We start from the raw sequence: 14,171 nt of genomic DNA, 5'->3' as shown, positions 1-14,171 counted from the left end.
CCGCGTGACGCGAAAGCCGTCGCCGGCCCACGCTTCCCAGGCCTGGTCTTCGGGAATGAAACGCGCCTCGCGCGTGCCTACCCGCGTAATCGCAACGCGCGAATACACCATGTCCGCATGCAGACGATGCGCGGTCGCCCCACGCTCGCGGTAAGCGTACGCGAGCACTATCGGCGCGAGCGGTTCATCGGGCAGCGGTTCGTGCCGGCCCAGCAGATAAAGGTAGTTTTCGAGGACATCGAGCTCCCGGAGCGACGGACGCGCAAGACCGTGCGTGCGATGTGGGCCGGCCCAAACGTGATAGACGATGCTTTTCGCCGGGTCGTTCGGGCAAAGCGCGGCGTGCGCATCGAGCGCCAGATCGCGGACGAGCGGATCGTCGCGGTGAAGTGTCGCCAGTGGAGCATGCAGCTGCAGCGGCTCGACTAGCGACTCGCGGAGCGCTTCGAGCGGTGCGTTGAAATCCGGCTCGATGCCATAGCGGGCAAACACCGGAGCCCAGCCGGCCGCAAACCACTTTCGCAATACATTGAGCGCTTCTGTTTCAATGTCGATCATGTAGGAGGGTCTCCGGTTGCGGGTCGCGGCGAATCGCGACATCCGGCTTGTCACCAGAACACTCTCTGCCCGTCGACTATTCCGAAGACGAATGGTGGGCGAAACAGGTGGCGGAACACTCACGCCATCGACGTGGCCGACGCTCGCCATGGCGACGAGCGCCAGCCTTACCGTATCAGAAGTTCGCGTGCACGTTGACGAACGCGCTCAACGACTCGCCGACAAACGCACCTGCCGCGTTCGCCGCGACGTAGTAGCGCCGGTCGAACAGGTTGTGCACATTCAGGTCGATCCCCCAACGCGGCGCCTCGTAGCCGACCGCTGCGTTCGTGATCACATACGACGGAATCGAGTTGGCGTTGGTGATGTCGCTATACGTCTTCGCAACGTAGTTCACGCCTGCGCCGACATGGAAACCCGGCACGCCCGCGATCGAAAAATCGTAGGTCGTCCAAAGATTGCCGATATAAGCAGGCGCGCCTTGTGGACGATTGCCGACCGACGAAATGCCCTGCGGGTTATCGGTGATTTCCGGGTCTTGCGCCGTGAAGTTCGCGACGACATGCCAATGGCTCGTCAGCGCCGCGTCGATCGACGCTTCGGCACCGCGCGTTTTCTGACTGTCGAACACAACCGACTCGATGCCGTTGATCGTCGTCAGCGCCGCGACGTTGTCGCGCTTCACATCGAATAACGCGGTATTGAGGATGAGGCGCTCGTTGAGCATCGAAAACTTCACGCCGACCTCGTACTGCAGCGCCGATTCGGGTGCGCCGATGCCGTTCTGCGTATTCTCCGAGTTGAAGTTGGCGAAGTGGCTCTTCGAAATGCCGAAGTACGGTGTCATCCATGGCAGCAGCTTGTACAGCGCACCGATATTCCAGCTGACCGGCGCATCGTTGCGCGAGTCCGTTACGCCGGCAAGCAGCGGCTGGCCGTTCGTACCGAAGCGCCCCGGCACCGTGATGTTCGGTGTCAGCGACGTATCCCACCAGTCCTTGCGCACACCGGCGCGCACCTTGAACTTGTCGGTCACGTCGATCTGGTCGGTCGCGTAGACGCTGTAGTAGTTCGCGGCCAGATGATCGTTATCGCACGAATGCTTTGCGTCGCACAGGAACGCGAGCTGGTCGGCGCTCGTTTCGGGCGGAATCGGGTTGAACGCGTCCGGAATGTTCGGCAAATCCGCAGTCGTGCGTTCGGTATCGATCACCTGATGCTGATACTCGAAGCCGGTCAGCAGCGTGTGGCCGACGCTGCCGGTGCCGAACTTCCACACCGGTTCGAGCTGATAGTCGAAGCTGTTGTCGCTGTCGTCCTGTTGCCGCAATTGACGGCCGACTACCTCGCCGTTGCTGATCTTCGTGCTCGTGCTGTCGCCGTTCGTCAACACATCGAGCGAGCGGTGCAGATACGAGAAGCGGTTGTTGATCGTCAGGAAGTCGTTCACCTCCCACTTGTCGGTCAGCGCCGGGCGCACATAGGTTTGCCGCGCGGTCGCGAACGGCGTCGAGAATTTCGCGTCGCGCGAGACGCTCGAGAGCGGCGAACCGTGGAAATAGATAATCCCGTACGAATCGGGCGTCTCATGAATATCGCGCAGGTCGAGCGAGAATTCGAGCGTGTGCTTGCCCAGTTGCCATTGCAGATCGGGCCTGACTTCATAGTCACGGCTCGCGAGGTCGCGAAAGCCGTCGGTGCGCGAGAACGTGGCGTCGACGCGGTAATTCAGGCCGGAAATGCCGGTCGGCCCGGTGATGTAATCGGTATTCGTCAGGGTTCCGTACGAACCGGTCTGCACGCTCGCGCCATAGTGAAGATCGGGCGATGGCGTGTAATGCACGATATTGAGCGTGCCGCCCGGCGGCCCGCTGCCGAAAAGCGCCGAGCCCGGACCTTCGATCACCTCGACCTGCTTCACACCGTTCAGCGAGTGTGAGATGCCGCTCAGTTCGTCGCCGTCGGAAAAGCCGTCTTCGTAAACCTGTGCGTTGAGGCCGCGAATCAGGAAGTGATCGTAGTAGCCCTTCGAATCCTGTCCGCCATAATTGACGCCGCTTGCGTTGGTAATCGCGTCGCGCAGCATTGTGCCGCCCTGCTCGTTGACGAGTTGGCGCGGAATGACCTGAACGCTTGCCGGCATATCTTCGAGCCTCGTGCCGGTTTTGCTCGCGTCGATGCGCTGCCGCGGATCGTTGACACGATCGGTTTCGACCAGCGGGCCGTAGCCGGTCGGCGCGACGCCTTGCACATGAATCGCGGGCAAGGTGGCATCGGGCAGCGTGGCGGAGGGCGTCGTCGACGGTTGGGGTTGTTCCTGCGATTGCGCCCAACCGGATTGCGCGACCGCAATGCCCATGCATAGCGCGGCAAGCCGAACATCGGCGCCCTTGCGCCAACGCGCATGAGCCGTGCGCGCCACCTCGCGAGCCTGTCGGCTCGCCTTTCTGATATTCATGAATCGATCCCCTTACAAACGCACTTCAGTGATGTGCCGCTTCGCTACGTGCGTCGCATGACAGCCGGATGTCGGCAACACATGCAATGCGCGCGAAGGGCATGCAGCAGCCACACGCGGCTAGGCACGTGGCCGAAAAAAGCACGAAAGTGGGGACCTTCCTCGAATGCGTCCGCTACATTGGCGAAACGCTAAGACGGCGACGGCGCGCGAAACGCGCGCGTCGTGGGGTGAACGGAATCTGTGCGAGGTTTATTCCGGAGCGTCTCAAAATATTTTTGACGTGTGTGTCTAAAATACTTACGGATTGCAAGATTCGCTGCGAAGCGCTGCAAATCAGCGCGGCGAGAGATGCGATAGGTGAATGTGAATTCGCGAATGGAGAACGAATGCCTTGAGCTAGCGCGTTTGTTCACCAGCGAAGCAGGCGCGGTCCGAGCGCCGCGCCGACCGCCGAAGGCACCAGCATGCCAGCCAAATACCAGAGGCTCCAGAATGGAATGCTCATCTCCGGGCAATGCAAACAATATGCAAGCGCCGCCGTCGAGCCGGCGAGCAATCCGCCCACTGCGCCCGTCAGGGCTGAACGGGTCGGCGCAAGCCCTCGGAGTGCCCAGAACACCGCGACGAATGACGGTATCGACAGCATCGCAATATTGAATGGGCAAACGCGCCACGATTGACCCAGCACCATCGAAAGCCGCGTACCGGCCGGCGCGTTGATCAACAGATACAGCGTGGCGAGCCAGACCGCCGCCACTGGCGCACTGATCCACAACCAGCCGCTACCAGGCATTGCACCGGGTCGGGCGAGCCGCGTCGATGCGACTAGCGCGCCAATCGTCACGACAAGCGGCAGCGCGACCTTTGCCCAAAAGATTGGCGTGGCCGCGACTTCAGCCAGATCCGCACGAACACCCAGGACCATCGACACGATCAGAACGGCTCCGGCCGCACCGAGTAGCACGCTGATGCAAAACCGCCTCGCGACGACATGCCGATCCACCGGCGCGACGCCGGTGGCGAGCATCGAAATGAGCTCATCCGTTTTCATTGCACTCCTCGAATCCTGGCTGCCAATGCTTTTAGTCCACGATGTACGCCTACCTTGACAGCCGACTCGGATAGGCCTGTCATCCGCGCAGTCTCAGACACGGACAAGCCTTCCAGTTTGACGTGCACGATCGGCAATCGCTGATGATCGGGCAAGTGCTCGAGCAGCTTGCGCAAATCGCGCTTCGCTTGCGCCGGTTCAAGTTCCGGCGCGGCAAACAGTTCCATCGAGTCGTCGAGCGGATCGTTCAAGGCCTCGACGCGCATGCGAGCACGTAAATAATCGACCAGCTTGTAGCGCGCGATTGCATGCACCCAGGCGGTCAGCGGTTCCGATGAGCGGTATGTTGCGCGTCCGTTATGGACCGCCAGCAACACCTCCTGCACCAGATCTTCAACGTCGCTCGGCCGGCTGCTCAAGCGTCGTTTCAAGAAGCCACGCAAGAGCCCACCCAGATCCGACAGAAAACGGCGGTACGCGCTTTCGTCACCGTCGAGCCCTCTGAGAAACAGTGCCTGGAGGCGTGCCTCCGTTCTCTGCAATACGCCGTCACCGTGAGTTCGATCCATCGGTCGTTCTGGTTACACCAGGCCCGAATTTGAGCCGGCGCACATTGTACGGTCGGATCGATAAGGTCTATCGCGCAATTTCGGACTGCAACTCAATCTGACGGACGCAAAAAATTTCCCCTTGCTGTAACCCGCCTGCGAATTCCGTCGAACTCACCATCGGCATGCGTTCGACCTTCATTTATAAGGATCACAAATTGTTATATTTCATTCGCCACGGTGAATCACTCGCTAACGAGCAAAACTACTTTGCAGGCACATTGGATTCCCCGCTGACACGTCTTGGACGCAGGCAGGCGCGCGAGGCAGCAGCAGGCATCCGCAAGCTCGACCTCGATTTCGATGAGGTGCACATATCCACGCTCGGGCGGGCGCGGGAGACTGCGCAGATCGTACTTGGCGACGATCTCGCCAGACACGCCCGGATAGTATTCACCGACGCGCTGATCGAGCGGGATTTCGGCATCTTTGCCGGTGAGAACAAGACGCTGCTCAAGAAGTCGCTCGGCTACGAACGCTTCGATCACTTCATCCACGATCCAGCCGGCACGCCGCCTGGCGGAGAAAGCTGGATGGATATGTATGCGCGCTGCAGGAAGTACTACGACGAGGTTCTGGCGCCCCTCGAGCAGGCAGGCAAGCGGATACTCGTGGTCGCGCACAAGTACATTGTCGAGGTGTTTGCGCTTATCGCGTCCGGGCGATCGCCGTCCGAATATCTCGACTTCAAATTGCCGAACTCCCGTCCGCTATCGTGGGACGATCTGAGAACACTGACTTCAAGCAGTTCGTCGGCACTGAACCGTATCGCCGACCACGTTGAGATCTATCTGCCGCACTGGGCGCTCGGAGGAGCACTCGCCGGCTTCGCGCTCGCGCTGCTGGATATGACTCCGTCCGCGGCATTGACGAACGTCATGGTTCTTCTGTTGCTGGCCGTCAACGCGTTCTTCCTTGCGCTGAGAATCGACGCAAGCGCGCTGGATCCGCGCCGCGAATCGCACAGGGCGTCGCTCGTGACGCTGAGCCTGGTGCGTGTTGCGATCGGTGGGTGGCTGCTTTTCCTGGTCAGCGAGGCGTGGGCTCGTCCGATCGGTCTGCTATTGCTGATGCCGCCCGCGCTGTCGGTTCCGACGTTTTCTCTCTCGCGTGGCGGGGACTATTTCTTCGCGGCACGCAATACATTGCTGCTTTCAGTGCTGTTTCCGCTGGCCTTGCTCGCTGCGTCGTATGTCGCGCCTGGCGTCGCGACTGATCCTGATGGCTTGAAACGCTTTTTCATCATTCTTGTTGTCGCGATTGCCGTGCCGATCGCGCTCGCGCAGAAGTGGCGCATTCGCAATGCGATTACGGCAGGCCGCATCACTACCAACTGGAGCTGGCTCGGTTCGCTTGCGACTGTTCCGTTGGCGTTTCTCGGCACCGCAAGCACGGCGAGTTCGTCGCTCGCAAGCGATTTGCGCTCCGGTGAACCGGGCGTCTATGCCTCCTTGCTGATTCCACTATTGACGCTCGCCCTGATTCGCGCGGGAAGTGCGCTGTATGTGCGTCTACAGCCGATGTTCGGCGGGAAAGAGATTGCGCCGCCGATAGCAAGCGACCTGCATCTTCTGCAGACCCTGCCGAACATCTTTCTGTGGTTCAGCCTGCTCATGCCTGGCATGCGCGACGAGCATCCATCGCTTATCGCCGGAACGATGTTGGGCTTCTTCGTCTTTGCATTCGTCGATGAAGCCATCGTCGTCGCCCGCTTTCGCGCACGCGTTCAGCTCGTGATGGATTCGATGCTCGGGAGGTCGCGTCCGCGTCCACGTCGCCCTGCGCATGCCCGCAGTTTCAACCAGGTGCGAGATAGCGCGGTTGGTTCGAACAGCCAATTCGAAAGCTGAAGTGCGAGCGGGTCGGCTTGAGTACGCGAGAGATCCCGAAAAATCTCACCTTAGGTTTTTCGGCCAGTCGAGCCCGCAAAAATCGCGAGTTCGTGAAGTCGCGCGCACGCGTTGAAACAACGCGTCGCGCGCGACCCGAAATCACGTACCTCAAAAGTCCGTTGTCATCGAAAGCAGGAAGGTGCGCGGTGCGCCTTGCGTCAGATAACCGCCGCTTGTCGATTCCCAGAACGCCTTGTTCGCGACGTTCTCGACGCTCACGCGGAACGTCGTCGGCTTGCCGAAGATCGCCGTCGCGTAGCGCGCGCCGACGTCGAAGCGATTCCACCCGGAAATGCCCGCCGTATTCGTTGCGTTCAGATACTGCGGACCCGTGTGAATCCAGCGGGCGGAAAGCGTCAGGCCCGGCACCACCGGCACGTCATATTCGCCACCGATGTTAAAGATAAACACCGGCACGCCGATCGGCTGGTTGCCGTCGGTTGCGCCGCTGCCCGTGTCCAGCTGTTGCGCGTGGATATACGTCGCGCCCGCGATCAGGCGCACGCCTTTGTACGGCTGGCCGTAAATCGCAGCCTCGATGCCGCGGTGCCGCTCGTTGCCGTCGGCGACGAACACGTTCGAACTATTCGTGAAGGTGAACGGCTCTTCGATCTGGAATGCCGCAAGCGACGCGCCGTATTGTTGGTTGTCGTACTTCACCCCCACTTCATATTGCTTCGACCGCGCGGGCGGCAGCATTGCGCCGAAGTTCGCCGCGGTCGACGGCGCCTGCGCACCGGCCGCGAGCGCCTCAGTATGGTTCGCGAAGAACGCGACGTTCTGCCATGGCTTGACGACGAGGCCGAATAGCGGCGACGTCACCGAATCGTTATAGGCCTCGGTCTGCACGCCCGTGTAATCGAAGTTGTCGGCATGCAGCGATTGATGACGCACACCGACCGTGAACAGCACGCGGTCGTGCAGGAAGCCCAACGTGTCGGACACCGCGACGCTGCGCATCAGCGTGAGCGCGGTCGTCTGCGGGTCGGACAGGTTGCCGCCGGAACCGACCGTCGGCGGGAACGGCACCTGGGGCGTGTTGTAGAGGTCCGTCGCGAACGAGTCGCTGAACGTGAACGCCGACTTCGCATCGACGCGCACGATCGACGCGCCTGCCGTCACGAAGTGCGTGACGGGGCCGGTTTTGAAGTGGCCGCGCACGCCGACTTCCGCGGAATCGGCGTCTTCCTTGTGCGGAACGCCGAGGCGCGAAGCGGTCGTGCCGCTGTCGCTGAAGGTGGGCTGCGAATACTGACCCTGCTCGTTCGTGTGGCGCGCGCCGCCCGCCACATACGCGGTCCAGCCCGGCAAGAAATCGTATTCCGCGCGCAGGATGCCGACTGTGTCTTCGAGTGAACTGAAGGTCCACGTCTGCGCATAGTTATGCGTCGCGGACGGCACGCCCGGCACGATATCGCCGCTCACCAGGACCGTCGGGCGGCCATCGTCCACACGTTGACGCTGATAGAGGAAATCGCCGTACAGGCGCAGCTTTTCGCCGCGCCAGTCGAGCGACACGGCCGTCGTGTTCTCGCGGCGATGCTCGCCGTCGATGCTCGTTTCGCCGTCGCGATTGGCCTGATTCACGCGAATGCCGAACTGGTCTTCGCTGCCGAAACGGCGCCCGACGTCGACGTGCGCGCCCAGTCCGCCCGAGCCCGTGCCTTCGAACGTCACGCGCGTGAGCGGCTTGTCCTCTGCGCGCTTCAGTTGCAGATTGATGCCGCCGCCGACTGCAGTGCCAGTCGGCGAGGCACCGTTCAGAAACGAGTTCGCGCCTTTGAGCACGTCGACGCGTTCGAGTGCGTCAGTCGATACCAGTTGCCGCGGCGTGATGCCGTAGAGGCCGTTCAACGACACATCGTCGCCGTGCAGCTGGAAGCCGCGGATCACGAACACCTGCGAAAAGTTGCCGAAGCCGTAAGCGGTACGTACCGATGGGTCGTTGGCGAGCACGTCGGCGAGCGTGCGTGCCTGCTGGTCTTCGATCAGCTTCGCCGTGTACGTCGTCATGCTGAACGGCACATCGATGTTCTTCTGCTGACCGAGTATGCCGAAGTCGCTGCCGCGCGCGACCTGGCCGCCGCCGAACGTGGGCTCGAGGTCGCCGGGCAGCGGTTCTTTTTCCGCCGATACGCGGACCGCGGGCAGCGTGCTTCCCGCGGACGGCGCATTCGTGTCGGCGGGCGATGTGCCTGCGGCAGCAGGCGACGAGTTGTCGGTCGCTTGCGCGTGAGCTGCGTGCGGCAAGCTGAACGCCGCGGCAATGGCGGCGACGATGGCGGCGGAGCGCACGGCCGCTTTCGCGGGCGCGGTCAGTTCGGTGGTCAAACGGGAAACGGACATGAATCGGACAAAGAGCGTGGTGGTGAGCGTTCCGCGCCGGGTCGGGCGTGTGGCTGGACCGGGTTGGGTGTTCTTTTTCGACCCTGCGCTTTCTTAGCGTGAAAGGCGGCTGAAATTCAGGTAAATGCGAATTATACGCAAATGAGAATGATTGTTATTTGATTTGCGCCAATCGAGAAGATGCATTCAGCATTTACGCAACACTTTTTGATGCGTGGCGGATGGAAGCGCAAAGGCGGCGCCGGTTTATGCGCGAAAAGATTCGCCCCCGGAGACGGGGGTGGTGACGTACGTGGAAGGTGGGATGATGCGCCGTCAGTCCTAGCCGAAAACTGGTCCGGCCCATGACGCGAAGCGCCGATCAGCAGTTTCAGGAAGGCTTGCGCCGCTTTTTGAGATCCGCCGATGCGACCTTCAGCGTGACCGTGCAGGTCGTGCCCATCGCAAGATGAACGCCCGGCGGCACGCGGTCCAGATGGATGCGCACCGGTACACGTTGCGCCAGCCGCACCCACGTAAAGATCGGATCGACGTTCGCGAGCAGATTGCCGGTCGCGGTCGGATTGTCGCGATCGACGATGCCGCTCGCGATGCTGTCGACGTGGCCTTCGAGATCGATGTCGCCGCCGAGCAGGCGGATCGTCGCTGGGTCGCCGACGCGAATGCCTTGAACCTTGGTTTCCTCGAAATACCCGTAGACCCAGAACGAATTCGAATCGACGAGCGCCAATCTGGCTTCGCCCGCATGCGCGAAGTCGCCGGGGTAGAGATCGAGGTTCGTGATGTAGCCTTCGGTCGGCGCGCGGACCTGGCTGCGCTCCATATCGAGGCGCGCGGTCTCCTGGCGCACCAGCGCCGCCTTCAGACTCGCTCGCGCGGCCGTATAGGCCGCATTCGCCGCTTCGAGCACGGAGAACGACTGCTGAGCCTGCAACGCGTAGTCCGAGCGGTTTTCTTCCGACACCACGTCGCCGGCCAGCTTTTCGCGCCGCGTCGCTTTATCGCGCTGCATCTTGTAGTCGGCCTTGCTTGCCGCCAGTTGCGCGTCGGCCTGCTTTACCTGCGCGTCGGCGCGCGCGACATCCGCATCTGCCTGATCCATCGCATAGCGAAATCGATAGGGATCCAGAACAAACAGGATGTCGCCTTTATGCACAAGATCGTTATCCTTGACGCGCACTTCGGTCACGAGGCCCGACACGTCGGTCGAAATCCGGATCACGTTGGCGCGCAGCCTGCCATCGCGCGTCCACGGCGCGTACATGTACCAGTCCCAGATCGCATGGACGAGCGATACCGCAACGATCACCACGACGATCGTGACGCCGGTTCGAATGATTGACAGCCTGTTCATTAACGATGGATCAGCAGCGCGGCGCCGCAAAACAGCACGGCGAAAAGCGACACCCTCAAAAGACCCGGATGCCATGCAAAGCGATAGACACCGAATCGGGCCAGCACCAGATCGATCACGATAAAGCACGCCACGCAGACCACGAGTAGCGGCAGCAAGGTCGGCGCGAAAAAGCCAAGGATGCTCACTTCAACGGGCATGGTCCGCTCCTGACGAGATACTGTCCGGCGTGGCAATCGGCCCGATCCCGCCGCCCAGGTCTCGCACCAGCAGCGCCCATTCGTCGACGCGGCGGCCCTGTACGAGCACGAGGTCCCGTTCCTGTTGCAGCATCGCTTTCTGCGCGACGAGCACATCGAGATACTCGGTGATGCCGCTCGCAAAACCGCGTGTCGCGAGGCGATACGACTGCTGCGCGGCAACGAGCGCATCTTCGACGGTCGATTGCTGAACCGCAAGCGACTGCAGCGACGTCACCTGCTGCGCGACGTTCTGCATCGCCGCCAGCACCGTGTCGTTGTACTTGAGGACCGCCTCGTCGTATTCGGCTGTCGCCACACCATAGTTGCCGCGGCGGCGCCCTGCGTCGAAAATCGGTAGCGAAATCGCAACGCCGACGCTATGGCCGATTGCGTCGCTGTTCACAAAGTTGAAGAACCCGCCGAACTGCGCCGTCGACAGCAGCGACGCCGTCGCCACGAGATCGACGTTCGGATAGAACTCAGCGTGCGCGACGTCGATCGCCCTGGCCGCGGCCTCCGCGCGCCAGCGGCTCGCGACGACGTCCGGTCGATGCCCGATCAGTTCGGCGGGCAATGATGTCGGCAACTCCGCGTTTTTCTCGCCCGGCGGTTTGGGCCGTGTCAGCGAATCGCCGAAACCCGGACCTTCGCCGACCAGGTACGCAATCTGCAGCCGCGCGAGCGCGATCGCATTGCGCGTGCTGACGATATCCGCGATGCCCGCCTTGTATTGCGTGGCCGCCTGACTCAGTTCGACATTGCTGCCGATGCCGGCCTGCCGGCGCGCGGTCGCGATATCGAAGTTGTGCTTCTCGTCGTCGTTGATCGTCTGATAGACGTCGAGCAGCGCGTATTGCACCGCCAGCTGGTTATAGATGCGCACGATGGCCACCTGCAGCTCGAGCAGCGCGAATTGCGCATCGGCTGCCGACGCGTGGACGATATCTTCGGCGCCCGATGCTCTCGCGCGATTCTTGCCCCACAGGTCGAGGTCGTAGTACAGATCGATCGCAGCGGAATTTCGCCACACAGTCGTGCCACCGGGAGGCGACGGGCCTCCATAGCGCGGAAAGCGCGTGCGCGCGAAATCGGCGCGGCCGTCCACTTCGGGAAATTCATACGCACGCAGCGCACTCGCTTGCCAGATCGCGGCAGTCAGCCGCGACTGCACAATCGCCAGCGTCGGACTGCCGGCCGCCGCGCGCGTCACCAGTTGATCGAGCTGCGGATCGTCCCATTGTGCCCACCATTTTTCGGTAGGCCAGCCGGCGCTGCGTGCGGCGTCGCGTACCGCGGCGCCGGTATCGACGGAGGCGGTGTCGATATACGATGCTTCGGGCTTGATGCCGCGGCCATTGATGCAGCCGCATAAAACAGCAGCGAGACAAAACGCGGCAACAGCCGGAGCAGCGAACGCGCGAGCGAGGGCAGCGGCCGCGAAGTACCGCATCTCATGCAACGAACGGATGGCCGGCGCGCTCATTGCATCGCCTGATCGCGTTTGGGCCAATCCGCGAGGTGTTCACTGAGCGCGAGCTTGGCCGAATACAGACCCGCAGTAATCCTGAACAACGCGAGATCGCCCTTCACTGTCTGCGCTCCTTCCTCCCGTGGCGCTTCGAGAACGGCGATCGCCCGCTGCGTCGCAAGCACGGCCGCTTCAGTCGCGGCGTGCGTGTCATGCCGCGCGACCGCCGTCATCGCATCGAGCCACTGCTGTTCCGTTTGCTGCCAGTGCAATGGCATCAGATCCGCGTAAATCACGCTGTAGTGGCGCACTTGCAGCAGCGTGTTCGCGATCCAGAACGAGCCGAATGCCCAGTTCCGCACTGCTTCGCGATAGGCGCTCGACAGATTCGGCAGCGTGTTGAGCCGCACGATCAGATCGCGGATCGATGCGGCGATCTGCGCGGACACATCCCAACCGATCGTGCCGATCGCAGCATGCAGCAACAGTTCGCGAATATGGCGCGTATGTTGCCTCGCCACCCACCTGCCTTCGTGCGGGAAAATCAGCAGGAACGACGCGACCACGACGGCGATGCCGAACAGCAGCGAGAAACTGCGATCGAGATAGGCCGGCGGATTGTAGACGGCCGGATTCGTCAGATTGAGCGTCAGCGCGAAATACAGATTGAATGCGAGGCCGAGCGACGTCACGCGGGGAAACGTGATGATGTAGCCGCCGATAAACACGAATGCGCCGACGCAGATCACCAGCAGTTCCACTTCCGAAAAACCGGGCATCAGCAGGAAGTTGACGATGAAACCGGCGATCGTCGCGAAGAAACACCCGGCGAGCATTTGCCAGCTCGCACTGAGCGGCGTCGGACTCAGCGAGGCCAAACCGCTGGCAATACCCGCGGAAATCAGCGCGGTCACGCCGTTGGTCCATTGCGAAATCACCCACGCCATACCGACGAAACCGAGCGCACAGCACGCACGGACGCCGGCGATCATCGCGGTCGTGCGGCTCGCGCGCAGCTGGACGACGCGCAGAAACGAAACCGCCTTGACGATGGATTGCGTCAAACGTCTGCCCGGCGTCACGTCTGCCGCTTTCGACGCCGTGCAAAACCTTCGCAGCGATGCAACCGTCGTGTAGACCTCGGCGCCGGCCATCGCGAGCGCGGCGGCTTCATCGGCAGGCGCGGAGGGCAACGACGCCCGCTCGGTCGCGATCGACGTCGACAGTTCGTATTCGAACGCATGAAGTTGCGCGCGCAACGAATCGAGCGAATGTTCGTGACGCAAATCGGTCTGCTGCGCGCTCGAGACGATGCGGGCCAGCGTCGCGAACTGCGCGTCGAGCCATGCGCGGCAGTACGGCCCCGCGCGCGCCGCGCCCTGGCGCGCGCGGCAAATCGCATGAATGCGCGTCATCGCGTCGAGAAACGCGGTTTCGAGCCGCTCCAGCGCATCGATGCGCAGCCGCATCTCCGGGTCTTCGAAGACCGCGGCCGTGCGCAACTGCTCAAGCTTGACGCTTTCCCTGACGAGGTCGAGATAGCGGCCGATCGGTTCCGCCACCGAGGTCCCGGTCGCCGAACCGCGCAACTCGTGCAGCAGCTTCGCGAGCGCACTGTGCCGCCAGTTATCGACCGAGGGCGTCACGCGCTGCGGCAAGATCAACGCGCTCACGAGGCTCCCGCTCGCCACGCCGATCACGACCTCGCTGACGGTGTAGATCACATTCGTCGCGACGTCGTACGGATTCGACCATTCGGCAACGGTCGTGATGCTGGCCGCGTAACCGGACAACACGAAGCCGTACGACTGGAAGTTGCGAAAGTACGATGCGCCGGCAACGAAAAGCCCGATCCACAGCGCGAGTCCCGCGAGAAAAAGCGGCGGCTGCTGCGCGAACATGCACATCAGCGTGAGCCCCGCAAGACTGCCGAAGCAGATGCCGAGCGCCCGGTAAAACGCACGTGCAATCACCATGCCGCTTTGCTGATGAAGCATCACGATGACCGTGGAGACCATCGCCGTGCCGGGACTGCGCAACTCGATGCGCATGCAGATCACCATACAGAGCACGGCGGCCAGCGCGGCTTTCGTTGCATGAAGCACGCGCGGCCACTCGTCGCTTCCGTAAGCGGCGAAATCCCGGCGGAGATCTTGCAGGACCATTCCCTCAACCTCGCTCGATGCCATGA

The 14,171-nt window shown here is 62.1% G+C and carries 10 protein-coding genes; 2 read left to right on the top strand and 8 right to left on the bottom strand.

The genetic code is table 11. From position 1 onward, the window contains the following. Positions 1-117 precede the first annotated feature (117 nt). Positions 118-429, top strand: coding sequence for a hypothetical protein (locus KZJ38_RS37210; RefSeq protein WP_425518409.1), 312 nt, complete (start codon positions 118-120; stop codon positions 427-429). 304 nt (positions 430-733) lie between these two features. On the opposite strand, the gene KZJ38_RS24260 is transcribed toward KZJ38_RS37210, so the two are convergent. From KZJ38_RS24260 to KZJ38_RS24250, 3 genes are all read right to left on the bottom strand, one after another. Continuing rightward, positions 734-3,016, bottom strand: a complete 2,283-nt coding sequence (locus tag KZJ38_RS24260) for a TonB-dependent receptor (protein WP_219802229.1) — start codon at positions 3,014-3,016, stop codon at positions 734-736. Positions 3,017-3,428: 412 nt separating this feature from the next. Continuing rightward, complete coding sequence (locus KZJ38_RS24255) at positions 3,429-4,070, bottom strand: DUF1109 domain-containing protein (protein WP_219802228.1); 642 nt, start codon at positions 4,068-4,070, stop codon at positions 3,429-3,431. After that, the gene (locus KZJ38_RS24250; protein ID WP_219802227.1) at positions 4,067-4,639 is read right to left on the bottom strand and encodes a sigma-70 family RNA polymerase sigma factor; all 573 of its coding nucleotides are present in this window, start codon (positions 4,637-4,639) and stop codon (positions 4,067-4,069) included. Before KZJ38_RS24250 ends, KZJ38_RS24255 begins: the two co-directional genes overlap by 4 nt. 164 nt (positions 4,640-4,803) lie before the next feature. Here KZJ38_RS24250 and KZJ38_RS24245 point away from each other — a divergent pair, with 164 nt between their 5' ends. Then, positions 4,804-6,528, top strand: a complete 1,725-nt coding sequence (locus tag KZJ38_RS24245; RefSeq protein ID WP_281425859.1) for a histidine phosphatase family protein — start codon at positions 4,804-4,806, stop codon at positions 6,526-6,528. A gap of 150 nt (positions 6,529-6,678) precedes the next feature. On the opposite strand, the gene KZJ38_RS24240 is transcribed toward KZJ38_RS24245, so the two are convergent. From KZJ38_RS24240 to KZJ38_RS24220, 5 genes are all read right to left on the bottom strand, one after another. Beyond that, entirely contained in the window at positions 6,679-8,916 is a 2,238-nt protein-coding gene (locus tag KZJ38_RS24240) for a TonB-dependent receptor (RefSeq protein ID WP_219802225.1), read from the bottom strand. A 370-nt stretch (positions 8,917-9,286) separates the two neighbouring features. Beyond that, positions 9,287-10,270, bottom strand: coding sequence for an HlyD family secretion protein (locus KZJ38_RS24235; RefSeq protein ID WP_219802224.1), 984 nt, complete (start codon positions 10,268-10,270; stop codon positions 9,287-9,289). Next, positions 10,270-10,470, bottom strand: a complete 201-nt coding sequence (locus tag KZJ38_RS24230) for a DUF1656 domain-containing protein (protein ID WP_219802223.1) — start codon at positions 10,468-10,470, stop codon at positions 10,270-10,272. Before KZJ38_RS24230 ends, KZJ38_RS24235 begins: the two co-directional genes overlap by 1 nt. Further along, positions 10,460-11,995 (bottom strand): efflux transporter outer membrane subunit, encoded by a 1,536-nt coding sequence (locus tag KZJ38_RS24225; protein WP_246641979.1) that lies wholly within the window; start codon positions 11,993-11,995, stop codon positions 10,460-10,462. Before KZJ38_RS24225 ends, KZJ38_RS24230 begins: the two co-directional genes overlap by 11 nt. Further along, positions 11,992-14,145 (bottom strand): FUSC family protein, encoded by a 2,154-nt coding sequence (locus KZJ38_RS24220; protein WP_219802222.1) that lies wholly within the window; start codon positions 14,143-14,145, stop codon positions 11,992-11,994. Before KZJ38_RS24220 ends, KZJ38_RS24225 begins: the two co-directional genes overlap by 4 nt. Positions 14,146-14,171 lie beyond the last annotated feature (26 nt).

It is taken from the genome of Paraburkholderia edwinii, assembly GCF_019428685.1.
Lineage (GTDB): Bacteria > Pseudomonadota > Gammaproteobacteria > Burkholderiales > Burkholderiaceae > Paraburkholderia > Paraburkholderia edwinii.
Note: the sequence above shows the minus strand (reverse complement) of the source record. Positions and strands in the feature narration are given on the sequence as shown.